Origin of the sequence: Elizabethkingia sp. YR214, assembly GCF_003058195.1 — a bacterium.
Lineage (GTDB): Bacteria > Bacteroidota > Bacteroidia > Flavobacteriales > Weeksellaceae > Elizabethkingia.
Genome location: NZ_QBUH01000003.1, coordinates 441972 through 465889, shown reverse-complemented (window position 1 = coordinate 465889; position 23918 = coordinate 441972). Strand labels below are relative to the sequence as shown.

Here is a 23918-nt window from a genome sequence, read left to right as displayed (position 1 = left end):
GATGTTATTAGCACTATTACTAATACCAGTTATTGGATCTGCTCTGGTTTTTGCATGGAAAAGTCCAAGCGCTAAGTACATAGCTTTAGTACTAGCATTTTTAGAAATGGCTTTGTCATTCTATATGCTTTCAGGACTAGACTTTGCGGCAACCATAGACAGCCAGAACTTACAGTATCAAATCAACACCCCGGAATCTTCATTCCTGAAGACTTCTTTATACTTAGGCGTTGATGGTTTATCCATGCTGTTTATTTTATTAACCACTATATTAACCTCATTAATTATACTGTCTTCTTTTAGTCAGACTGTAAAATACAAGAATACTTTCTACGGACTGATCTTATTAATGCAGTTTGGTCTTATCGGAGTATTTACTTCATTAGATGGTTTAATGTTCTATGCTTTCTGGGAAGTAACTCTTATCCCGATTTGGTTCATTTGTGGACTATGGGGTCAGGAAGATCAGAAACTTCGTTTTACGACTAAGTTCTTCGTGTATACATTTATTGGTTCGTTATTCATGTTAGGTGGTCTTATCTACGTATACAATCACTCTGCATCTTTTGCACTACTGGATATGTATAACTCAGATCTCAACGTTACTCAACAGACTATAGTTTTCTGGTTTATTTTTGTAGCATTCGCTGTAAAATTACCAGTATTCCCGTTCCATACATGGCAGCCGGATACTTATACTTACTCTCCTACCGAAGGAACAATGCTTCTGTCTGGTATCATGCTGAAAATGGCAATCTTCGGAGTTTTAAGATATCTTCTTCCGATTGCACCGGGAGCTATTCTGGGAATTTCAGGTCAGATTGTATTAACATTGGCTATTATTGGTATCGTTTATGGTGCATTAATCGCTATTGTTAAAAACGATATCAAAAGAATCATTACTTATTCTTCTCTTTCTCACATTGGATTAATCGTAGCAGGTATTTTTGCTTCTGCAATTCTTACCCTTAACGGGCGCTTCACTACCGAAGGTGCTGAAGGTGCTGTTATACAAGCTTTCGCTCACGGTATCAATATCGTTGGTTTATTTTACTGTGCGGATATCTTATACAGAAGATTTAAAACAAGAGACATCAGACAAATGGGTGGACTAGCTAAGGTAGCGCCTAAGTTTGCAGTTCTGTTCCTGATTATTGTATTCGGATCTATGGCAGTTCCGTTAACTAATGGTTTCATCGGTGAATTCATCTTATTAAAGTCTATTTCAGATTATAATACAACAGCGGTTATTATATCAGGTCTTACTGTTATACTTTGTGCTGTATACATGCTTAGAATGTACGGAAAAGCAATGTTTGGTAAAGGAGACGAGGTTCTTCTTGCTAACATGAAGGATGTTTCAGGAGTAGAATTCTCTGTACTGGCTTCGCTGGTTGTATTTGTAATACTTTTCGGGATCTTCCCAAATAGTATTCTGGAGATGGTACATAGTTCGTTGGAGTTTATCTTCAAATCAATGAATAATTAATTGAAAGGAAAATGACGGTATTTATTATAATTTTTATAACAGCAGTATTATCGCTTTTTGCCGGGGTATTTAACCAAAGCAAATTCTCAAGATATATTGGTATTTTAGGGCTTTTAATAGCTTTCTATGTAAGCTATATGCCAGACTGTAGTTTTTTCCTGAAGTACGACAACATGTACTTGTACGACGGACCAGCAAGACTATTAACACAGATTTCTATCGTTGTCACGGTGCTTATCTTCTTCCTTGGAGGATTTGCATTCAACAATCACAGAAGTCACCAGTCTGAATTATATGCATTAATGCTTTTATCATTATGTGGAGGTATTACATTATTTGGATTCAAAAACCTTGTTACATTATTCTTAGGAATTGAAATTCTTTCTATCCCATTATATGTAATGGCAGGAGCTAATAAAACAGATCTTCGTTCTATTGAAGCTTCTATGAAGTATTTCTTAACAGGAGCATTTGCTACCGGATTCTTACTTTTCGGTATTGCTATGATCTACGGAAGTACTGGATCATTTGATCTTACAGAGATTCACAAATTCAGTCTTCAGTCAGGGAAAAATCCAATGTTTATTTTAGGTTTTATCCTTATGCTTTGTGCAATGGCATTTAAAACTTCTTTAGCACCATTCCATATGTGGAGCCCGGATGTATATCAGGGAGCACCATCTATCATTACCTCTTTTATGGCAACCGTAGTTAAAATTTCGGCTTTCGGAGCGCTATTCAAGTTAATGGTTATTGGTTTCGCAGGAACGTATGGTAACTGGTTAAATATTATGGGAAGCTTCGTAATCATTACATTACTATTGGCTAACTGTATGGGGCTTGCTCAGACTAACATGAAGAGAATGCTTGCTTACTCCAGTGTTTCGCATGCCGGATATATCGGTTTGATATTCTTCGGAATGAATGAAAACTCTTTAGAGAAAATGGCTTTCTATCTTTTAGCATATTCTCTATCTACTATTGGTGCTTTCTTAACACTAATCTGGGTAGAAAAAGTAAAAAGAGAAGTATCTTACAATGCATTCAAAGGTCTTGCTAAAACAGAACCTTTATTAGCTATTGTAGCTACAGTTTCATTATTATCTATGGCTGGTATTCCATTAACGGCAGGTTTCATTGGGAAATTCAGTTTATTCAGCCAGGCAATGAATGGTGCTGCATTCTTAGTATTAGTAGCAATCTTGGGTTCTGCATTAAGTATCGCTTACTACCTGAGACCTATTATTGCGATGTTCTTCTTTAAAGAAACTACTTTCAAAACCAGTGAAAAAGTAAGCCTTACTTACAACATCCTGGCAGTAGTTATTACAATTGCAATTATTGTATTAGGAGTTTATCCTGATCTTTTTAATATACAGTTTGGTGGATAATCAATCCATTCTTATCTAATAAAAAGGCTGTCTTATAATAAGATAGCCTTTTTATTTGTCACTTCTTAATAATCATAAACAAGTAAGGCTTCAGAAATTCTGAAGCCCTACTCTATTAACAAACTCACGAATTATTGTATTAGCTTTATATGTTAACCTGTTTGGTTAACCATGTTTTATTTATAGGTGTTAGTTCTTTACGGCATCTCTTACAGCATTGGCATAACTAACATTAGAATTATAAGTATAAATCATCATTCCACCCTTAGCTCCCTGCGTAGGTGTCCATTTAGCAACCTCAACATCATTGGCTTGGTTAGTTCCACCTTCAGCATAAGCGCCAAACACCATTTTATTAGCCGGAATTTTATTGGTACCGGTGGCATAATTCATCATTAGCTGTGTTCTGCTTACATTAGCTCCGTAAGATTGTAGCTGAATGTAATTAAAGTTATTTCGGAAGTTTTCCATAATCTTATTCCATGCATATACATCGATACCTGAAGCGATTTGTAATTGTTTATTATTTGGTGCAGTAGTACCGAAATATTTAGTCAGTTCACTTATTACATTCAGAAATGCCGGTGTTGCCGCCATACTTCCGGAATACCAACCGTTATACCCTGTTGCTGCATAACCTGGAAATGTTGGTATCGGATTAGGCTTTGCCCCAGTATGTTCAACATCCAGACTTATCCCGTCCAACTTCCACTTGTCAATAACAATAGATTTTATAGCATCTCCATATGCTGCAGCAGAAGCAAAACCTCCCGGCTTAGAAGACTGCCAGCTTACATCATCATCTATATTCTGCAACACTTTGATACCTCTGCTTTGAAGAGAACGGATCTGAGTGTCCAGATCTTTATAGGATTTAAAGCTTCCCATCATACCAGTGCCTCCTGCTAATTTGGTGGTATCCTGCAGGCTCCAATACTTCAGTCCAAAAAGTATTACCATATCTACTTTATCTGGTATATCTTTCAGTTTGAATGTCGGATTTCTTCCGTCAGTAATATAATAAGCGATACATACACCATTAGAGCCCGCCAAAGCAGCAGTACTTTTAGCTGATGCTTCTTTATTAACTGACTCAGGTGTTATATCCTCTGTCATTTTGGAACATGATCCCAGCATCAATAAAAGTATTGAGCACTGGGCAAAAAAGATTTTTTTCATAGTCTGTTTTTATTTAATAATTAGTGTTATAATAGAAACCAACCCTTGCTGCAATGAAAATATTTCAATGCAAAAATTTCTGAAATCGGAATTGGTCCAAGGTTGATATAAAACTTATTAAGGATTCATAATTTTTATCAGATCCTTTGTCACTCGGAAGTTAGGTGCACGAAGCGTGTTGTCATTAGAAGACGTTAGTGGTGCGTCTCTTTCTATAGCATAAGAGAATACTCCGCCTTTCTTGCCTGTCGCAGGCTGCCAGCGGGCATAATCGTATGCACGGCCTGTTCCGTTCTGAGGATACCTTACATCATTCCAATAATTTCCAGGATATCCATTTTCTTCATAAAAAGAAAAACCAGGTAAAAACTGTTTCATACTGATATATGGTGCATAAAGTCCGGAGACAGTTGTAAGGTTAGTTGTACTTCTTCCATATGCCTGAAGGAATACATAATTGTATCGGGAAGCCGTCTGAATAAAGAAGTTGGTAGGATTCTGATTGGTATCGTATACAAATGTTTTCCCTGTACCTGATTTAGGACCAAAATATTTAGACAATGCTTTGGTTGCCGCAACAAATTTAGTCAGCGTTGCTCCGCTCGGGCTACTTTCAATATCAATGTCGATTCCATCCAGATTATACTCACCTACCCATTTATCATAAATGCCTTTGGCCCATGAAGAATAACCTATAGAGTCTTGTCCGCCCGTAGTTGTTGCACTGTTCAGGTCTCCTAATGTTATAATAACCTTAGTTCCTCGTTTATGAAGATAAGGAACATAATTAGTTTTCAAGGTATTCCAATATGCATTTGTCGGAGGAGTATAATCCGGAAAAACCATTACCATATCCAGGCTATCCGGCAGCCATCTCATACTTGGGAGATTGCCACTTGCTGTAGCACTGTCTCTCCATGTTCTGTAATAACCAGCCGAAATCTGGTGATCACTGTTTTTGTAAGCAATAAGATCGCTTAGATTAAGTGCTGATACTGTAACTCCGGATTTCTGCGCAGAGGTATCCTTAGTTACTGACAGATCTTGTTCGCTTCTTGTACATTTGATAAATAACATTATAGCCACAGAAAGGCATAATGCAAAAGAAAAATTTGCGGTTTTCATCTAATTAATTTTTGTGATTTAGTTTTATATAAAATTAAATAAAAATTATCAAAAACAAATATTTTTTATTTTTTTTCATTGTTAATCAATATAAACATTCGTAAAACCGCATAACAAAAGACTTTTTACCTAGTATTAATATAATAAATATTTTTCTAAAAGGATTCCGGGCAGATAAAACCGATGCAAAATATTATCAAACAATACGATATTACCCGATTTAAAATATTTTTATAACATTAAAACCAAAAAACATATAAAAACAAGTTCAGAGATTGGTTATTTTTTCTCCAGACGATTTATAATTCCAGATTATTTTCCTTAATTATGCTTGCTTACCAGGATTTCAAACAAGGACAAATAGCTTATAAATCCCTGATACCTATAGGGCTTGTAATCGAATTGCAAATGCTTTTATCTATAACATAATTCCTGAATTTAAACAACCGTTTAGTTCATAAATTACCTATTATTGTTTAAATTTGCATGCTATGCTTCAGGAGAAAGAATCACCTTTTATACTGCGTATCGCATTTCATAAGTATATTGAGGTGCTGGAAAAAATACGGGATCAGGATCCGGAATCTTACAGATCCGAATACGCCCGTGCGCTTTTAGATAAAGTAGATAAAGTTCCTGAACTCAGAGAAGGTTTCGATGATGTAGATGTTATTCGTAATAACGAAGGACTTATACACCAACTCCTTGCCGATCTATTCCCGACTGCTTTAACCAATAATGAAATAAAAGCAGCTAGTATTCCTTTCTTCAATCTTACATTTAACTACACAGAAAGGTTTAAAAAACTATTGTCAGATGCTGGCCAGAGTTTCGAAATCAAAATACGGGATTTAGATGATGATTATTTCTACATTATGAATTGTGTTGTGATTATTCATACATACTTCAAAAAAGAAATAAAAACTACGACTCCTTTGTATTTCGATATCCCTGATAAACAAGGAATTGTAAGACACTATCGCCTAACCATAAATGCTGATTTTACCGAAACTATTCCTACAGAAAAAGCACATTTTCTGAATGATGATGAAATAGAGCTTCTTCTGGACAACTATGAAAATATAGATCTCTGGAAAACCAAATTTCCTCCCGGAAGCTGGATACTAAAAGGTTTCTTCATTATTAGTCTGACAGATGTAACACCAGATTTCTCTCTTTCCGAGTTAAAGTCGAATCTGCTGAGTATAGATCCTGAAACAGGAGCCTTGGACAATAGCTTCGAACCTATCCTGCGTTCTTATTTCGAGATTCCGGATCTTCGCACCGGGTTTATGTTCTTTAATCATGAACAAAACAGACTGGAAAAACTTCAAAACAATCGCGCTCTTTTCTCCAGCTCTATTTTAGAATTTCTTTATGATAAACTAGGCTTTGATGCAATTGGTAAAGAAGCTTATGAAGCGTTGGCACAAAGCAACAAACCTATTGTTGTTTCTGATGTTTATAAATATGCCGATTCGGAGAAATTTCAGTTTATCTCCAGTTATTTCATAGAACATAATGTACATAGCTTCATTATGATTCCTGTGGTAAAGGACAATCAGCTACTCGCTATTCTGGAGATGTCATCTGGCATTAAAGGTGCATTTAACAGTCTGAAAGTAAAAAAACTGGACTTTATTACGCCTTTCTTATTATTTTCTATCAGTAGATTTCATTATGAATGGCAGACAAAACTGGATGCTATTATTCAGCAGGAATATACTTCCCTTCATCCAAGTGTTGCCTGGAAATTCCGTGACGAAGCGCAAAATGCGTTCTTTGGAAACTTGCGAAATGAGGAATATAGTCTGAAAGAAATATCTTTCGATCATGTTTATCCTTTATACGGACAAACAGACATCAAATCTTCATCCAGTATACGAAACAAAGCTCAGCAGGAAGATCTTCTGGAGCAACTGAACAGACTAATCTCTATTTATGAAAATCTAAAAGATGAAAAAGCAGTCAATGAGAAAATCTTATTTGGACTGAAAATTCTTACAGAAGAGGTTGAAATAGGTATGAAAACAGATACAGAACAGAGAGTTATACGTTTTCTGGCCAATAAAGTACATCCTGAACTGGAAGGAAATAATTCTCCTGAGATAAAAAATTATTTCAGCCTGCTAGATTCAAACGGACAACTTCTTTATAAAAAAAGAAAGGCTTTTGATGAAACAGTTAGTACTGTTAATAAAAATTTCGCCAGCCTTCTGGAAAAAAGAGAACAGGAAGCTCAACTTATTTTTCCACATTATTTTGAACTTTTCAAAACCGATGGCGTAGAGCACAATATATATGTAGGGCAATCCATAAATCCTACACAGAATTACTCTAAAGAAATTTTACATCAGTTAAGATACTGGCAACTGGAAACATTATGTGAAATGGAATTATCCCATGAGTCCATAAAATCCTGCCTGCCTTATAATCTTGATGTACATTCTCTTATACTGGTATTCAATGTGTCATTATCCATACGCTTCCGTATGGACGAAAAACGTTTTGATGTAGACGGCGCATACAATTCTCGTTACGAGGTCATCAAGAAACGTATTGACAAGGCTTATATTAAAAATACAACTGAAAGAATTACACAGCCCGGAAAAATCTGTATCGTATATTCTTCTAACGAGGATGAAAAGGAATACTATTCCTATATACAAAGGCTACAGGAAAAAGCCTATCTTACTTCTGAAGTTGAAAAACTGGAAGTAGAAGAACTACCGGGAGCAAGTGGACTAAAAGCGCTACGCGTAGGTCTTAACAGAAATAAAGCTATAGAAATAACTTGCCAGCTTCCGGATTAACTCGTCCAAAAGGCAAAAACAAAAGCGACAACAGAAACAATAATTCCAACCATAAAGATCTGGTAGGTAATACTAAGCAATCTGTATTTTCTGTTTAGAACAACTCCCAGGTAATACAAATCTCTGATCATAGAATCATACAGATAGTCACGATCCTCCATCATCTCCCGTACTGCCGGTGTATAGTCGTCCAGATTCATTTTGTAGAAGTTACCAAAGAATAGAAGATTCACCTTTCTGTTTTTCAGATCTTCTTTCGTAAACTCACCACTGGTAACCTTAGGCTTTGTAGAAAGTATAGCAAATATAATTGTGATAACACTAAACAGCAGCATAATAAAGGTTGGCATCACCAAATACTCATTCTTCTCAGATCCCAGCTTGGGTAAGAGTGTAGATAATGCGATAGAAATAATAATAGCATTTACCGAAAGCAATATATTGGCTTTACTGTCTGCAATATCACTTAGTCTTGTATGATTGCTCAGCGTAATTCTGAACATTGTATCTATACTTCTGTCTGCTTTAGCTTCCTTTTTAGGTTCTTTCTTATTTTTATCTTTCTTTATATTTTCCTGCTCCTGTAACATATTTTCAATCTTCTGAAGGTTTTTTTCTTTTATAGGGTTCCAATTCTGCTTTGCATAATCTGTATTGAACTGATGAAACCTGAAAAAACGTAAATTATCTAAATTCCATTTCTTTTTACTGAAGTCTTTCCCCAGCGTTTGCTCCCATTCTTTTCTCAGATTATCCGAGTAAGTGAAATAATCTTCACTTGCCAAATGACTACTGTCTGCATCACGGATAATATTTTCAATTCGGTTATCCGGTTTACAACAGATTTTTGTGGACATAATCAGTTCCTTTACCCTCCGGATAAAGTCTTCGTTTACGCCCTCTGCTTTTAAAAACTTTGCTGCAATCTCACAACTTTTTTCTTCATGCAGCATAATATCTTCTGTATAGCCACTGTCGTGAAACCAGCATGCAACCAGCAATATTTCTTTCTCTTCTTCATTCAGATTATCAGCATACGCAAGAATCTCAGCATTTGCAACAACTTCCTGCGTATGCTTATAATTATGATAAAGAAATGCCGGAGATAACTTATCTTTGAATAAGTTTTCGATAAAGAAACCTGCTTTTTGAACTAGAGTCATTTTGTCGAATTTGATTAGATAAAATTATGCATTTCAAAGTTTATATGCTAAAAAATACGCTTTCCAATTTTTTAAAAGTTTCAATCTTTGGAATTACACTGCAGTCATGTGCCACATATACTGTACAAAAAGGGAAAAATCTCGCCGAAATACCTGTACGGGATTCTTCTAAAGTTGCCCATCGGTTTTTCCTGATTGGTGATGCCGGAAATGCAGACGAACCTCAGGCACAGAATACGCTAAACCTCCTTCAGAAAAGGCTTAAAGAAGCTTCTCCTAACTCTACACTTTTATTTCTCGGAGACAATATTTATCCTTTGGGAATGCCTGGTGAAAAAGATCCAGGTTATGACCTAGCAAATCTTAAACTGGAAAATCAGCTAAAAATAACCAAAGACTACAAAGGAAATACAATTGTAATCCCCGGAAATCATGACTGGTATTATGGTTTAGATGGATTAAAAGCTCAGGAAAAAGCAGTTGCAAAATACCTGGATAATAAAAAAGCTTTTCTGCCTAAAAAGGGTTGCCCAATAGACAAGGTAAAACTAAATAATGATCTTACCCTTATTACCATTGACAGTGAATGGTATCTGCAAAACTGGGATGAAAACCCAGGGATGAATGCAGATTGCAGCATCAAAACACGGGATGATTTTTTTGATGAATTCGAAAACTTACTGAATAAGAATCAGAATAAGCCTATTGTGGTTGCATTGCACCACCCGCTAATCAGTAGTGGTAGCCATGCCGGGTATTTTTCATTAAAAAAACAGCTTTATCCTATTGGCGATAAAGTTCCACTTCCTGTTATAGGTTCATTTATCAATGTAGTTCGTGCGACATCCGGCATCAGTCCTCAGGATCTTAATAATGCAAGATATACAGCATTGGTAAAGCGACTGAAAAGTCTTGCACAGGATAATCAGAATGTAATTTTTGTATCCGGTCACGATCACAATCTGCAATACCTCGAGGAAAGAAATATCCGTCAGATTATTAGCGGATCCGGTTCTAAAAACGAAGCAGCAAAAGCGACAACTCCGAAAGACTTTACTTTTGGGGGTAACGGTTATGCTGTTTTAGATATCAACCAGGATGGTAGTGCCAATGTATCTTATTATAGCACAGAAAATAATACAGAAAATTTCTTAACTCAGATTAAAGTTCTGGAAAACCTACAGAGACCTGCTCCCGGAAAATATCCGGATACGTTTTCTGATTCAATAAAAACTTCAGTATACCCGGAAAAACTTACTCAAAAATCAAAAGTATATACCTGGCTTTGGGGAGACCATTACAGGAAATACTACAGTATGCCTATAGAAGCTAAGGTTGCAACTCTCGACACGCTAAAAGGCGGACTTAGCCCTATCCGGGCTGGTGGCGGACACCAATCTAACTCACTACGTTTAGCTGCACCAAACAACCAGGAATATGCGATGAGAGGAGTAAAGAAAAGTGCTATTCGATTTCTGAATGCTGTTGCATTTAAAAATGAAAGCTTTGGTCATGAACTGGAAGGAACTTTCGCTGAAAAATTCCTACTCGATTTTTATACAACAACACATCCGTATACTCCATTTGCTGTAGGCAATCTCGCAGAAAGTATCAATGTCTTTCATTCAGACCCTTTACTTTATTATGTTCCGAGACAAAGGGCATTAGGAGATTTCAATTACGACTATGGTGATGAACTCTATATGATTGAAGAACGATTCTCGGATAGTCCGGATGATCTTAAAATGCTAAATGGAGCTACCACAACGATGAATACTTTGGATATGATGAATAATCTGCAGAAGTCCGAAAAGTATTCTGTGGATCAGCAGAGCTATATCCGCGCCCGTATTTTCGATATGCTTCTTGGCGATTGGGACAGACATTACGATCAATGGCGCTGGGCAGAGTACAAAGATGGAAACTCCTATGCGTATAAAGCCATCCCAAAAGACAGAGATCAGGCATTCAGTAAATACGACGGACTTCTATTTAAGTTCATTATGCAAATGCCTCCATTACGCCATATGCAGAGCTTCAAAGAAGATATTCGTAATATAAAATGGCTAAACAGAGAACCTTATCCGTTAGATCTGGCTTTCCTAAAAAATGCTACTGAAGAAGACTGGAAAAAAGAAGCAGAATACATACAGCAAAATATGACCGATGAGGTTATAGACAATGCATTTCATAATCTTCCAAAAGAAGTACAAGACGGTACCATAGGGCACATAAAGCAAAATCTGAAAATCAGAAGAGATAAAATGGCTCAGTATGCTGCGGAATACTATAAAACTTTACAAAAAACGGTTATGATTACCGGTACCAACAAGATTGACAGATTTGTTATCAAAAAGGAAAAACATAAAGTCAGTGTTCTGCAATACCGCGTAAAGAAAGAAGGAAACGAATTGGTTTTCAAACGTGAATATTCTAAACATGACACCAAAGAAATCTGGATTTACGGACTGGATGATGATGATATATTCGACGTATCTGGCTCAGAAAATTCCGGAATAAAAATAAGACTTATCGGTGGGCTTAATGATGATGTATACAATATTAAAGATGGCCGAAATGTTAAGTTATATGATTTTAAATCTCAGAAAAACACGTATAACATTACCGGATATGTAGCAAAACAAATTAAAGATGATTATGATATTAACACCTATAACTTTGAAAAGCCTCAGTACAACTTCTGGGCGGGGTATCCTAGTATAGGCTATAACCCCGATGAAGGTGTTAAGGTTGGCGCTGTTGTCAACTATACGCATAATGGTTTCGAAAGAGATCCTTACACATCCAGACACACATTTAAAACTAATTATTCCTTTGCTACGAGTGGAATAGAGTTTATTTATAATGGTATATTTCCTAATGCTATTGGAAAATGGACACTGCATTTAGACGGTCGTTTTACTACTCCGGATTTTGCACAAAACTATTTTGGTTTTGGTAATAATACGGCTAATTACGATGATGAACTGGGCAGAAACTACAACAGGGTAAACATACAACAGCTGCAGATAGCACCTTCCATATCTAAAAAAAGTTTTATGGGATTTGTTCAGACATTTCAGTTAGGCTATGAGGATTATAAGGTACATCATAATAAGAATCGTTTTATTACACAGTCTGGTCAGATTAATCCCGAAGTATTCGATAATCAGCAATTTTTAGGTGCAAAATATAATTTCAGCTACGACCATAGTGACAACGCTGCTTTCCCAACTATGGCATTTGGTTTTTCTGTTTCTGCTGCATGGAGAATGAACATTGATAATCCAAATCGTAATTTCATGACTTATGATGCACGTCTGAATGTTACACACCGGATAGATGATGATGGAAAATTTGTCTTTGCAACAAAGATACAGGGTGTTTATATTAACAACCGCTACTTCGAATTTTTCCAAGGCGCTGATTTAGGTGGAAACAATGATATAAGATCTTTCAGAAATAACAGATTTCTGGGTAATTCTTCATTATTTCAGAGTAATGATATCCGTTGGAACTTCGGGAGAGTGCGGAATCGTGTAATCCCGGTAAATTTTGGTATCTTAGCTGGCTATGACTATGGACGTGTCTGGATGGATGGTGAATATTCCAGAAAATGGCACCAGTCTGTAGGTGGCGGAATATGGGTAAGTATACTCGAAGCGTTCTCTGCACGGGCTACTTATTTTACAGGAAGCGATGGCGGAAGATTTTCTGCAGGCATAGGACTAAGATTCTAAAATTGTAAAAATGAGGATTGATTCTGGCCCGGTTAATTATTTTCTGAGGGCATATTTTCAGTATGCATTGATTCCAATAGTGATCATAAGCATTATCAGCTATATTGTGCGAGAAAATGAACAATACCCACCATTTCTTTATGCTATTATTTTCACCTTTATATTAACCATATTCCTGATTATTTCTTTTCATGAATATATTTCTATAAAGAAGAAATCAAAAATGTCAGCATTATTTATAAGAGAAAGAGAACTCTATATAAATAACGAAAAAAAGCTACCATTGACAGAAATAACATCAATTACTCCATTATATTACAACCCATTAATTGGTAAAGTAATGATCTATTTTTTCGAGATAAAAACCAGTAATGAAGTTTTTTATTTCTTTGATAAACCACGCTTCATGTGGAATATTATGACTCCCCTCTCTGTGAAAAAACTTGAAAAAACTTTTCCCGAACTTCAGCCTGTAGTTCAGGAAGAAATAATGATTAGAAAACTCCCGAATATATAATCTTATTATATATTCAGAAAATCTACTTCAGTTCCATCGAATAAAGTATACCTTCATCTTTATTGTTTCTTTCCTCTCCAATATAAAGTATTGTATCGGTTGCAAAACAAATTCCTTCTTTTTGGGAGTTACTCTGCAAATCTATTTGGGTCATTTTAGCATTCGTAAAGTTATCTCCTTCAAAATTTTCCAGGATAAAAACATTCTTATGTGTTATTAACGCTATTTTTTTCCCGTTCGGACTTATATCAGCGCCTGTAACAGCTCCGTCATGATATTTCTCCGGCAGCTTTAGTTTTCCAACTAACTGAGCTTTAAATTCACCTTGTTTATTCGGAACTTTATATACCAGCGAAGTACCATCAGATTTCTTACTTCTGTTTTTAGTAAAGAGATAAAAGTAGCCGTTATGTTCTATAAATGCCTCACAGTCGTATAATAAGTTTTTCTTACTTGGTGGAAATTCTGTCTGCTCAGGATAAGAAAATTTGGTCGCCTGCAAAACAGGCGTGCTATTTTCTTTGCCGATTTTCACTTTATAGATAGCTAAATTTTTGCGATCATTATTATTGTTTCCGAAATCACCAATATAAGTAAAACCATTTTTATCCTGTGTAATATCTTCCCAGTCATTATTCTCTATACCTTCAATGGTTATAGTCCGGGTATTGTTTCCACTCATATCTATTGCAAAAATCACGTTGCTGTTTCCCTGGTCTTCATGAACGTAAAATTCCTTACCATCTGGTGAAATCTGTATTCCTGAAACTTCTTTTATTTTCTTAGGAAATCTAGATACTGTACGTAATGGTCCAAAGCTTTCTGATGTGTTTTGAGTTTCCTGGGCTTTTGGGGTACAAAAAATAAGACTAAAAAGTAGAGGTGTATATAGTAGTGTACGTAGCATAACTGGTTATTTATAAACAAATGTAAGTATTTTCTGTAGCAATGATCACGCCAACAAACAATAAAAATGTGGATAAAAAGTTGTACAGAATAAGATATAAAAAAACCATTACAGAATTTGAAATCCTGTAATGGTTATATAGCATTGGATACTAAATCCCTTTTCTGAAACGATTTAAATTTTCTTATTTTTCTTTCAGAACACTTACTTCTACAGAAGTCGGGTTATTCACATCATGGAAAATCCGGTGTGTTGCCTTCTGAAAATCAGCCGAAGTAGCTTCATAAATATTCATAAATTTCTGTGGGTTACGATCTGCCAATGGGAACCATGAATTTTGGACCTGAATCATAATGCGGTGTCCTTTTTTAAAGGTGTGTGCAATGTCCGGCATTTCATAATTTACTTTTGTAACAAATCCCGGTTGGAAGGCTTCCGGTTTATCAAATCCGTTCCTGTACTTTCCTCTCATAATCTCACCCCTTACCAACATCTGATATCCGGCCATTGTTTTTCCGTTGAAGTCAGCTTCTGTTTCCGGATAAACATCGATAACCTTTACTACATAATCAGCATCAGTTCCGGTAGTCGACACAAATAAATGGTTAATAACCGGACCTGTTAAAGTAATATCTTCCTGCAGTGCATCTGTCTGATATACCATAACATCGGGTCTCTTGGAAGCAAAACGTTGGTCATCTATCATATATTCACGGGTTCTGCTGGTTTGTACTCCATCCTGATGAGGTACTGGTTTATTCGGATCACTAACATATTCGTCCCACGAATCTGTTCTTTGCACCTTATCGAAACTTAGCTTACCATTTGGCTGGAAGTAAAGTTGTTTTGTTTCCGTATTCTTCGGCGGCCATGTATCAAAAGTTTTCCACTGGTTGCTCCCTGTAATAAAGATATTGGCCTCTCCACCTTTGAATTGCCCCTTCCCTTTCAGATAATAATTGAAGAACGGAAGTTCCAGATTTTGCTGATAATCTATACTTGTCGGGTGATCAAACTTAATATCTCCGAATTGTCTGCCATCACCTCTTACCCATCCTCCATGGAACCATGGACCTGCAACCAGGATATTATTAGATTTAGGGTTTTGCTTTTCAATAGCTTTATAAGTTTCGAAAGTTCCGTAAGCATCTTCAGCATCAAAGAATCCTCCAACGACCATTACGGCTGGTTTTACCTGTGTAAGGTGAGGTAATATATTGCGGTCTTTCCAGAATTGATCATAATCCGGGTGTGCATACATATCGTTGAAAAACTTAATGTTTGTCCCCATATATTTATCTTTTAATTCCTTATTAGACCCTGACTCTAAAAAGAAATTATACATATCCTTTACCGGGGGAATAAATCGCTTAGGACCTTTATCCGGTGTTATAGGCTCTGGTCTCGGTACACCGAAAACGGTCATAAACATAAAAGCATCATTCAGAAACATAACGCCCTTATGATGAAAATCGTCACCTAAATACCAGTTGGTAACTGGAGCCTGCGGTGAAACGGCTTTTAGCGTTGGGTGTGAGTTAACCAATGTTGTTGTAGAATAGAATCCGGGATAAGAAATACCATATACACCAGCTTTCTGGTTATAATTCTTCAGATTTTTAGAAAGCCATTCCAGTGTATCATAGGTATCTGTACTTTCATCAATACCTTTTTGCCCCGGCTTCAGTGCTGGACGTACATCTTCAAATTCTCCTTCGCTCATCCACTTACCGCGAACATCCTGATAAACAAAAATAAAGCCTTCACGCATTTCTGCAGGGAAATTACCCAAAGACAGTTTGTACTGATCTTCTCCGTAAGGTGCTACAGTATAAGGTGTACGATTGAGCAGTACCGGATATTTCTGTTTCTGATCTTTAGGCACATAGATAGCCGTAAACAGTTTTTTTCCATCCCGCATAGGGATTAGCTTTTCAACTTTCGTATAGTTTTCCCGAACGTAAATAGAGTCTTCTTTCCGGGATTGTGAGAACACCACAGCAGTGCTGGCCATAGCAATGGCCAGAAGGAATTGTTTCTTCATGTTAATTTAGTTTTCTTACCTAGTATAGTAATAACGCCGTAAAGCCTACCAAATTTACATAATTTAAAAAGAAATAAGCCGGTGTTATACCGGCTTATTTTATTATATTTTTTTAACTCCCTCTTCATTCATATTATGTGCAGGCTGCGACATATTGCATTTTATACTACCATCATCCAGAATTTTAAATTCATAAAAAACATCTGGGCTAAAATCTCTGACTTTAAATTTGCTAGTACTGATAGCTTCCAATTCTAACTTTATCTGCGGATTCAACGGTACAAACAGTTTGTTATTTTCAAAAAATACCTCAAATGTTTTGCTGTTCTTCTTAATATATTTCCCGGCATATTTTTGTAGTAAACTAATATCTACCTTAACTGGTTTTATATCGTAAAGAATATTTCTTAACTGTTTAACTGGTGAAGATGTAGCTTCCGAATTATTATTTTGCAGCATAATAATCGTTTTATCATGATCCAAATCTCTTTCGATAAAAGTTATATAGCCTGCCCAGCCACCGGAATGATTTGCTATTTTCCCAAATGGATCTTTTGTATCAATAGCCCAGCCATAGCCATACCGAGTATCTTTATTATCTTTAGTAATTATGGAACTAAAAATAAGATCTTTATCTTTCTGATTAACCAGCTTGTCTCCATACAAAGCTCTGTCCCATTTCAGCAGATCACCCGTTGTGGAACTCACCATACCATCACCTACAATACCATCCAGATAATAAGTATAATATTCCTTCCCCAGATCATCCAACAATTTTTTATTTCCAAGGCTGTCTATAACATAACCTAGTGCATAATTGGAAATCTTTTCTGGTTTATACCGACTTCTATAAACCCTGGTACTAGTCATCCCAAGAGGCTTGAATATTTTTTTGCTCAAGTAATCACCATAAGATTGTTTTGATGTCTTCTCGATAATTAAGCCTAATAAAGCATATCCTGTATTGCTGTATTCGTATTTATCTCCGGGTATAAATAAAAGCTCTGGCTTATATTTTGCCAACATTTCTACGATATCTTTATTTGTCGCAAACTTTGTTTTATCCCAGTTTTTATTGAACAGCCCCATATAATCTGGTAGTCCGGATGTATGATAGAGCAAATTATCTATGGTAATAGGTTCATAAAAACTAAGTTCCGGAAAATATTTAGTGAGAGGATCGTTGTAACCAAGTTTACCTTCTTTCTCCAGCTGGACGATTCCCATAGCAGTAAATTGTTTCGAAACCGATGCTAATTCGAAAACCGTATTTTTGTCCAGCTTCTGCTTTGTTTTTTCATTAGCCAGTCCAAAGCTTTTCTCATACACTACTTTCCCCTTTTCTGCAATAAGGACATTTCCGTTAAATTCTTTGGCTGTATATAATGAAGTAAACAGACTGTCCAATTTCTTTTCTTTTTGTCCATAGACAAAGCTCGATACAGCTATAAAAAGGATTATAACTTTTTTCATAATAAGTATTTCTATATTTGGTGACCTAATATTCTACAAATATAGAAATATAATTAATATTCCAGCTTTTTCTTTACTTCATTCCAAAGCTGATCCATTTCCTCAAGACTCATTTCTGAAAGAACAAGATTCCTTTCGTGAGCCAGCTCTTCCATAGCCTTAAAGCGGGATATAAACTTTTGATTGGTACGTTCCAGTGCTGTATCTGTATTTACACCAGCAATACGGGAATAATTAATAATAGAAAAAATCAGGTCTCCCAGTTCTGCTTCCTTCATATCCGTATCTGTTTCTGCATGAAACTCGGAAAGTTCTTCTTCAACCTTTTTCCAAGCCTCCTCTACTGTAGGGAAATCGAAACCTATTCCTTTTACTTTATCCTGAATGCGATACGCTTTAATCATTGGAGGCAAACCATTGGGAACACCCGCCAAAATAGATTTATTCCCTTCTTTCAGTTTCAATTTCTCCCAATTCTGCTTTACTTCTTCTTCATCTTTAACTTCGGTATCTCCGTAAATATGTGGATGGCGAAAAATAAGTTTTTCATTTAGACTGTTGATTACATCTGCAATATCAAAACTCTGTTTTTCCGATCCTATTTTAGCGTAAAAAACTAAATGTAGCAATACATCTCCCAACTCTTTTTTTATTTCCTGCAAATCTTCTTCCAGCAAAGCATCCGAAAGTTCATAAACCTCTTCCAATGTCAGATGGCGCAAAGACTGCAGGGTTTGCTTTTGGTCCCATGGGCATTTCTCGCGTAGATCATCCATAATATCCAGAAGTCGGCCAAATGCTTCCAGTTTTTCAGCTCTTGTATTCATATTTATCAATTTTCAGGAGAGACAAAGTTAATTTAATCTTACTGCAATAAAAAACTCTGCCCGATAAGAGCAGAGTTTTTTTATTGTATGAATGAAGATATTATTCCTCTTCAGTTTTCTTTTTAGCTGTTTTTTTTGCAGGCTTTTCTTCCTCAGCAACTTCTTCTTTCTTAGCCGCTTTTTTAGCAGGAGCTTTCTTTTCTTTTACCTCTTCCGTAACTTCAGCAGAAACCTCAGCTGTTTCCTCAGCAGCAGGAGCTACAAAACTTTCCGGTGTAATATATCCTCCTTTCTGAAGTGTATTATACCATTGTACAAGTTTTTTGATATCAGATTCGTAAACTCTTTCTACATCATAGTTAGGAAGTACATCAGCCATAAATGTTTTAAGCTCATCAGCTGAAGATTTGTGGTTGATGGTTGGTTTGAAATCTTCTTTTTTTGCAATATTATGGAACACTTCAAATAAAGGAACTTCGCTATCAAAAGTAAACATAGAGATGTTATCCAAAAGGCTTACCTGGCTTGTATTGGAAATGTTAGCTTTTTTTCCTGTTGTGATATCTTCCACAATAAAACCTGTTCTCAGCTGAGAAACAAGTCTAAAAAGTCCCGGTTTACCCGAAATCGAGATGATTCTTTCTAACTGCATTTTTATTTTTTTATCTTAGTTAATATTCTGTTTTATTTAGGAAACCTCATCTTATAATCTACAGATACATCACCTGCAGTAATCTTGGTTAGCTTCCCTTTTATTATTTTCTTTTTTAGTGCGCTTAGTTTATCCGTAAATAAAACTCCGTCAATATGATCATATTCATGTTGAATTACGCGGGCACGAATATCCGAAAAAGTTTCGGTATGTTTCACAAAATTTTCATCATAATATTCCATTGTGATGGTTTCTGGTCTACTTACATCTTCCCGAACATCCGGAATACTAAGGCAACCTTCGTTAAATTTCCAAGGTTCTCCGTCATATTCTAATATTTTTGCATTGATAAATACTTTTTTAAAATCTTTTAATTCTTCACGAATGTCCAGATAATCTTCATCTTCTGCTAAAGGACGAACATCGATTACAAATAAACGAACATCTAATCCGATCTGTGGAGCTGCAAGTCCTATGCCATGTGCCTGATACATCGTTTCGAACATATTATCGATTAACTGGCTTAGTTCCGGATAATCCTTTGTAATATCGTGTGCTTTTTTCCTTAAAACAGGATCGCCATAGGCGCGGATTGGTAATATCATCTTGTCTCTAAAAAATTCTGTAAAATAAGTGTTGCACTTATTTTATCGATTAAACCTTTCTGTTGTCTTTCTTTTTTGCTTTTACCACTCTGACTGATAAAGAAAGAAGCCATTTTACTGGTAAATCTCTCATCAAAGCGGTTAATTTTTATCTGCGGAAATGTTGTCTGAAACTGTTCCAGAAATTTCTGAATTTCGGTTTCTATCTCGGACATATTGCCTTTTAAATCTGTAGGGAGCCCTACTACAATTTCCTCCACTTTATTTTGCTGAAAATATGTTCTCAGAAAATCCATGAGCTTTGGTGTTTCAACTGTTTGTAGTGCTGAAGCTATAATTTGCATATCATCCGTTACAGCTAATCCTGTACGGGCTTTTCCATAATCAACAGCCATTATTTGTCCCATTTTGCAAATTTAGTGTTTTTTTTAAGTTTTAGACAGCTCTATTAATTTTGTTAATTATACATTAAAAATCGCAATCCTATTATTTTTTTCATTAAATTAGCTATAACAACCAAATTATGTTAAAATAAAACAAATTTAAAGTTTAACATCATGAAAAAATTATTGTTTTTACCGTTGATATTGTTTTCATTGTATATAACTGCACAAACTACAGATGGAGACTATGAGCAAGGCTATATCAGAGGTTACAGTAGCGTAACAGGAAAAACACCAACAAAGATACCTACAAATCCAAATTGGCAACAAAAGTCAACTGATCAGGTTTGGCAATCGAGTACTGATCAGACTAGACAAACGGCATTTAAGAGTAATAGTGGTTATAGTCAAGTATGGGGAGAAGGATATAAGAAAGGACAACAGGATGCAAATATTGTTTTAAGAGATGCTATAACGTTAAAGGATTCAGACAAAAAAATAAAAAAAGAGGAAACTAAATAATTTTTTCTAAAGAATAAAAAGTACCCTGATAGTAAAAATTATCTTTTACTATCAGGGTATTTAATATTATGTTATCAGCAATAAATTAACATTTAGCTCATGAAAAGCACCTGGATAAATCATCCTGTAATTCTACAAGGAACAAACATAGATCTGGTACCATTAGAAGAAAAACATCTTGAAGAATTATATACTGCCGCTGCCGATAAAGAACTCTGGGCACTTATTCCGACAGATTGCTCGGAAAGAGAGGTTTTTTATAAAACTTATGAATTTGCCATCGGTGAAAGATCTGCCGGCAGCCAATATCCTTTTGTCATAATACATAAGGATACAAATAAGATAATCGGCTCTACCCGGCTTTTTGAAATTTATCCGGCTGACAAAAAGCTTGAAATTGGCTGGACCTGGATTACAAAAGATTATTGGGGAACAACAATAAATCTGGAGTGCAAATTATTATTACTAACCTACTGCTTCGAAACTCTAAAAACAAACAGGGTACAACTGAAGACCAAAGATACCAACTTCCGGTCGAGAAAAGCTATTGAAAAAATAGGTGGAGTATTTGAAGGTATTCTGAGAAAGGATAAAATAGTAAGCGATGGAACAACAAGAAATGCTGCCTATTACAGTATATTAGATGACGAATGGGAGCAAGCAAAAACAAAAATACAAAAGCAAATAGCCGAAAAGAATACTAATAGCTGAAATCCGTTTGCAAATATTTTTTAACAAATAATATGGACACCAACTCCTAATGCCTGCATAATTATCATATATAGTTTTGCATCAGGATTTGTATTTTTTTTCTACCTTTAATTTCTCAAAAAAACTTAACCATTATTTTACACCACCAGTACAATTATTTAATATGAAAAAATTAATTTTGGTTCGTCATGCAAAAAGTGACTGGCCCGAGGGTATAGACGATTTCAATAGGCCCCTCGCAGAACGCGGAAAAGAGGATGCTCCGAGAATGGCTGAGTTTCTCAACGATAAAGGAATAGATATCGATGCGCTAATATCCAGCCCCGCAAACAGAGCTTACAGTACATGTCTATTTTTCCACAAGACTTACAAAAATGCAGAAATGAGTACTGCATCAGCACTTTATAATGCCCGTGAAAATGACTTTGTCTCCGTCATTAATCAGATCGATGATGTACACGACAGTGTAGCACTTTTCTCCCACAACAACGGAATTTCTAATTTTACCAATCTTTTTTCCGGCAATGATATCATTAGTTTTCCAACATGTGGTGTTGCAGGTATCGAAATAGACATTGATTCCTGGAGTCATTTCGACGAAGATAAATGCCAGTTAAAATATTTCTATAGTCCAAAAGAACTGGACTAATCTAAGTGATAAAAAAACGGTTTACAATTAATTCAGATAATAATCTTAGCTAATTGTAAACCGTAAACTATTTTGTATATATTCAAGTCTGAATTACTTTCTTTTCAGATCCAAATCTTCAAAGTCAAAACTGAAGTCAGTTACTCCCGAAATAGGTTTTAGTCTTGCAGACTGTGCCTTTCCTGTTTCATCAAAATTAAAGATTACAAAAGCATCCGCATCGTAGCTTCTGTCATCCCATCTTGCTACAAACGTATTATAAGAATAAGGTAATAACTCACCTTTTAGTCTTGGAGAGTTTGCACAGGAAATAAAGTACTTTTTCCCTTCCTGCTTCACTATTACATCACCAAACCAAACATCGTTATATGTTCCGGTGAATTGTTCCGGTTTTGCTAACTGCTGAATATTTTTCTGTGCAGCTTCTACCTTTGTATACACCTCATTTTTCTCTTTGTCGTAATTGGCATTTACTTTTGCCATACGATCACCATAATTCTTCAGCCAGTCTCTGCCCTGAACTCCAAGATAAGAATCCTTTACTGTATTAGTGATTGTATTAAATGCTGCTCCCGATTGCTGATTGGTCAATACAACTATTCCTAATTTAAGATCCGGAATCAGAGTAAACTGAGTAACAGTACCAATAAGCCCACCTGTATGCTGAACCTGCAGATGTCCTTTCACATCGCTAAGAAACCATCCCATTCCGTATCCGTAGAAATTAGAATCATATGGATTTTTAGCCGCTATACTTTCTGGTATTTGCAAACTCCATAATTCGTGTGCATTCTTTTCAGAAACCAGGCGTTTCCCGTCTTTAGTTACAAAACCATTGATTAGAAAATTGGCCCATGTTGTCATATCCGGAATATTACTCATAATTCCGCCTGCCGCATTTGCCGTTTCATTCCAGTCATGTGGAACAGCTACAGCTTTACCATTTACAGGAGCATGTGCATCAATTTTATTCGTTACCGCTTTTGCTCTGTTATAAGATCCAAAACTATTTGACATTCCTACAGGCTTCATAATTCTCTGTTCAATAAACTCTGCCCAGCTTAGTCCTGAAACTCTGTGGATAACTTCCCCTGCTACAATAAACATGATATTATTATAATCCAGCTTGGTTCTGAAAGGATTTGCAGGCTTTAGATAACGTACATTATGTACAATATCATTCACTGTAAGGTTTCCACCCTCCGGAAAGAACATTAAATCTCCCTGTCCCAAACCTAAACCGGCACGGTGAGTAATAAGATCTTTTATAGTCACTTCCTGAGAAACATAAGGATCATACATTCTGAATTCCGGAATAAATTTGGTCACTTTGTCATTCCAATTTAGTTTTCCTTCATCTGCCAATATTGCCAATGCTGTTGCGGTAAAACCTTTGGAATTAGAAGCGATTCCTACAAGTGTATTCTCATCCATAGCAGCCTTTGTATTCAGAGATCTTACCCCGAATCCTTTTGCATAGATTAGTTTACCATCCTTTACAACACCCACAGACATTCCGGGTACATCAAAAGTCTTCAGTGTATTCTTTACCAATTCATCGAGTTTTGCATCTGGCACCTGTGCATTGATAAAAACAACAGATACCACAAAAAAGAACAAAGAGAATTTATTTTTCATGAAATTTATTTTGAGTTTAAAGATAAGAATTAGTTATCAGTCTCAACCAACGTCTAAACACTGAATAGATGGGAATAATCTACGATGCGG

At 35.8% G+C, this 23918-nt stretch carries 19 protein-coding genes; 8 read left to right on the top strand and 11 right to left on the bottom strand.

Translation table 11 applies throughout. The features are described 5' to 3' along the window. The first annotated feature begins 1 nt into the window (after nt 1). Both C8J95_RS08255 and C8J95_RS08250 read left to right on the top strand, forming a co-directional pair. Entirely contained in the window at nt 2-1489 is a 1488-nt protein-coding gene (locus C8J95_RS08255; protein ID WP_107807923.1) for a NuoM family protein, read from the top strand. Nucleotides 1490-1500: 11 nt separating this feature from the next. After that, nucleotides 1501-2880 (top strand): NADH-quinone oxidoreductase subunit N, encoded by a 1380-nt coding sequence (locus tag C8J95_RS08250; RefSeq protein WP_107807922.1) that lies wholly within the window; start codon nt 1501-1503, stop codon nt 2878-2880. Nucleotides 2881-3069: 189 nt separating this feature from the next. Here the strand turns inward: C8J95_RS08250 and endOF3 are convergent, their stop codons facing one another. Continuing rightward, nucleotides 3070-4059: an endo-beta-N-acetylglucosaminidase F3 gene (gene endOF3, locus C8J95_RS08245; RefSeq protein WP_107807921.1), complete on the bottom strand. Its 990-nt coding sequence runs from the start codon at nt 4057-4059 to the stop codon at nt 3070-3072. A 117-nt stretch (nt 4060-4176) separates the two neighbouring features. Then, a complete protein-coding gene (locus tag C8J95_RS08240; RefSeq protein WP_107807920.1) occupies nt 4177-5184 on the bottom strand; it encodes an endo-beta-N-acetylglucosaminidase family protein in 1008 nt (335 codons plus the stop codon). A 491-nt stretch (nt 5185-5675) separates the two neighbouring features. On the opposite strand from C8J95_RS08240, the gene C8J95_RS08235 reads away from it, so the two are divergent. Continuing rightward, complete coding sequence (locus C8J95_RS08235; protein ID WP_107807919.1) at nt 5676-7997, top strand: GAF domain-containing protein; 2322 nt, start codon at nt 5676-5678, stop codon at nt 7995-7997. Here the strand turns inward: C8J95_RS08235 and C8J95_RS08230 are convergent. Beyond that, nucleotides 7994-9160, bottom strand: a complete 1167-nt coding sequence (locus C8J95_RS08230) for a Pycsar system effector family protein (protein WP_107807918.1) — start codon at nt 9158-9160, stop codon at nt 7994-7996. The genes C8J95_RS08235 and C8J95_RS08230 overlap by 4 nt on opposite strands. A gap of 26 nt (nt 9161-9186) precedes the next feature. On the opposite strand from C8J95_RS08230, the gene C8J95_RS08225 reads away from it, so the two are divergent. Beyond that, nucleotides 9187-12900 (top strand): metallophosphoesterase, encoded by a 3714-nt coding sequence (locus tag C8J95_RS08225; RefSeq protein ID WP_107807917.1) that lies wholly within the window; start codon nt 9187-9189, stop codon nt 12898-12900. Between the two features lie 10 nt (nt 12901-12910). Then, entirely contained in the window at nt 12911-13417 is a 507-nt protein-coding gene (locus tag C8J95_RS08220) for a hypothetical protein (RefSeq protein WP_107807916.1), read from the top strand. A gap of 22 nt (nt 13418-13439) precedes the next feature. Here C8J95_RS08220 and C8J95_RS08215 read toward each other — a convergent pair whose 3' ends face one another. The 7 genes from C8J95_RS08215 to ruvX all read right to left on the bottom strand — a co-directional run bounded on the left by C8J95_RS08215 (nt 13440) and on the right by ruvX (nt 20332). After that, complete coding sequence (locus C8J95_RS08215) at nt 13440-14324, bottom strand: hypothetical protein (RefSeq protein ID WP_107807915.1); 885 nt, start codon at nt 14322-14324, stop codon at nt 13440-13442. A gap of 184 nt (nt 14325-14508) precedes the next feature. After that, nucleotides 14509-16368, bottom strand: coding sequence for a CocE/NonD family hydrolase (locus tag C8J95_RS08210; RefSeq protein ID WP_107807914.1), 1860 nt, complete (start codon nt 16366-16368; stop codon nt 14509-14511). A 102-nt stretch (nt 16369-16470) separates the two neighbouring features. Next, the gene (locus C8J95_RS08205; RefSeq protein WP_107807913.1) at nt 16471-17841 is read right to left on the bottom strand and encodes a serine hydrolase; all 1371 of its coding nucleotides are present in this window, start codon (nt 17839-17841) and stop codon (nt 16471-16473) included. A 53-nt stretch (nt 17842-17894) separates the two neighbouring features. Beyond that, nucleotides 17895-18668 (bottom strand): nucleoside triphosphate pyrophosphohydrolase, encoded by a 774-nt coding sequence (gene mazG / locus C8J95_RS08200; protein WP_107807912.1) that lies wholly within the window; start codon nt 18666-18668, stop codon nt 17895-17897. 100 nt (nt 18669-18768) lie between these two features. Next, nucleotides 18769-19320, bottom strand: a complete 552-nt coding sequence (locus C8J95_RS08195) for a DUF5606 domain-containing protein (protein ID WP_107807911.1) — start codon at nt 19318-19320, stop codon at nt 18769-18771. 32 nt (nt 19321-19352) lie between these two features. Next, nucleotides 19353-19925 (bottom strand): peptide deformylase, encoded by a 573-nt coding sequence (def, locus tag C8J95_RS08190; protein WP_107807910.1) that lies wholly within the window; start codon nt 19923-19925, stop codon nt 19353-19355. Then, nucleotides 19922-20332 carry a Holliday junction resolvase RuvX gene (ruvX, locus tag C8J95_RS08185; RefSeq protein WP_107807909.1) on the bottom strand — a complete coding sequence of 137 codons (411 nt, stop codon included), beginning with the start codon at nt 20330-20332 and terminating at the stop codon, nt 19922-19924. The genes def and ruvX overlap by 4 nt, the downstream gene beginning before the upstream one ends. A 150-nt stretch (nt 20333-20482) precedes the next feature. On the opposite strand from ruvX, the gene C8J95_RS08180 reads away from it, so the two are divergent. The 3 genes from C8J95_RS08180 (at nt 20483) to C8J95_RS08170 (ending at nt 22190) form a co-directional block, all read left to right on the top strand. Then, a complete protein-coding gene (locus C8J95_RS08180) occupies nt 20483-20830 on the top strand; it encodes a hypothetical protein (protein WP_107807908.1) in 348 nt (115 codons plus the stop codon). A 99-nt stretch (nt 20831-20929) separates the two neighbouring features. After that, on the top strand, nt 20930-21541 hold the full coding sequence (locus tag C8J95_RS08175; RefSeq protein WP_107807907.1) for a GNAT family N-acetyltransferase: 612 nt from the start codon (nt 20930-20932) through the stop codon (nt 21539-21541). A 163-nt stretch (nt 21542-21704) separates the two neighbouring features. After that, a complete protein-coding gene (locus C8J95_RS08170; protein WP_107807906.1) occupies nt 21705-22190 on the top strand; it encodes a histidine phosphatase family protein in 486 nt (161 codons plus the stop codon). Between the two features lie 93 nt (nt 22191-22283). Here C8J95_RS08170 and C8J95_RS08165 read toward each other — a convergent pair whose 3' ends face one another. Next, entirely contained in the window at nt 22284-23828 is a 1545-nt protein-coding gene (locus tag C8J95_RS08165; RefSeq protein WP_107807905.1) for a serine hydrolase, read from the bottom strand. Between the last annotated feature and the right edge of the window lie 90 nt (nt 23829-23918).

What these genes read in the sequence shown, in the direction of transcription:
- C8J95_RS08250 (WP_107807922.1), top strand. Translation starts at nt 1,501, where the DNA reads ATGACGGTATTTATTATAATTTTTATAACAGCAGTATTATCGCTTTTT.
- C8J95_RS08230 (WP_107807918.1), bottom strand. Translation starts at nt 9,160, where the DNA reads ATGACTCTAGTTCAAAAAGCAGGTTTCTTTATCGAAAACTTATTCAAA.
- C8J95_RS08210 (WP_107807914.1), bottom strand. Translation starts at nt 16,368, where the DNA reads ATGAAGAAACAATTCCTTCTGGCCATTGCTATGGCCAGCACTGCTGTG.
- C8J95_RS08240 (WP_107807920.1), bottom strand. Translation starts at nt 5,184, where the DNA reads ATGAAAACCGCAAATTTTTCTTTTGCATTATGCCTTTCTGTGGCTATA.
- C8J95_RS08195 (WP_107807911.1), bottom strand. Translation starts at nt 19,320, where the DNA reads ATGCAGTTAGAAAGAATCATCTCGATTTCGGGTAAACCGGGACTTTTT.
- C8J95_RS08215 (WP_107807915.1), bottom strand. Translation starts at nt 14,324, where the DNA reads ATGCTACGTACACTACTATATACACCTCTACTTTTTAGTCTTATTTTT.
- C8J95_RS08225 (WP_107807917.1), top strand. Translation starts at nt 9,187, where the DNA reads ATGCATTTCAAAGTTTATATGCTAAAAAATACGCTTTCCAATTTTTTA.
- C8J95_RS08175 (WP_107807907.1), top strand. Translation starts at nt 20,930, where the DNA reads ATGAAAAGCACCTGGATAAATCATCCTGTAATTCTACAAGGAACAAAC.
- C8J95_RS08170 (WP_107807906.1), top strand. Translation starts at nt 21,705, where the DNA reads ATGAAAAAATTAATTTTGGTTCGTCATGCAAAAAGTGACTGGCCCGAG.
- ruvX (WP_107807909.1), bottom strand. Translation starts at nt 20,332, where the DNA reads ATGGGACAAATAATGGCTGTTGATTATGGAAAAGCCCGTACAGGATTA.
- C8J95_RS08165 (WP_107807905.1), bottom strand. Translation starts at nt 23,828, where the DNA reads ATGAAAAATAAATTCTCTTTGTTCTTTTTTGTGGTATCTGTTGTTTTT.
- C8J95_RS08220 (WP_107807916.1), top strand. Translation starts at nt 12,911, where the DNA reads ATGAGGATTGATTCTGGCCCGGTTAATTATTTTCTGAGGGCATATTTT.
- C8J95_RS08255 (WP_107807923.1), top strand. Translation starts at nt 2, where the DNA reads ATGTTATTAGCACTATTACTAATACCAGTTATTGGATCTGCTCTGGTT.
- endOF3 (WP_107807921.1), bottom strand. Translation starts at nt 4,059, where the DNA reads ATGAAAAAAATCTTTTTTGCCCAGTGCTCAATACTTTTATTGATGCTG.
- C8J95_RS08235 (WP_107807919.1), top strand. Translation starts at nt 5,676, where the DNA reads ATGCTTCAGGAGAAAGAATCACCTTTTATACTGCGTATCGCATTTCAT.
- def (WP_107807910.1), bottom strand. Translation starts at nt 19,925, where the DNA reads ATGATATTACCAATCCGCGCCTATGGCGATCCTGTTTTAAGGAAAAAA.
- C8J95_RS08205 (WP_107807913.1), bottom strand. Translation starts at nt 17,841, where the DNA reads ATGAAAAAAGTTATAATCCTTTTTATAGCTGTATCGAGCTTTGTCTAT.
- C8J95_RS08180 (WP_107807908.1), top strand. Translation starts at nt 20,483, where the DNA reads ATGAAAAAATTATTGTTTTTACCGTTGATATTGTTTTCATTGTATATA.
- mazG (WP_107807912.1), bottom strand. Translation starts at nt 18,668, where the DNA reads ATGAATACAAGAGCTGAAAAACTGGAAGCATTTGGCCGACTTCTGGAT.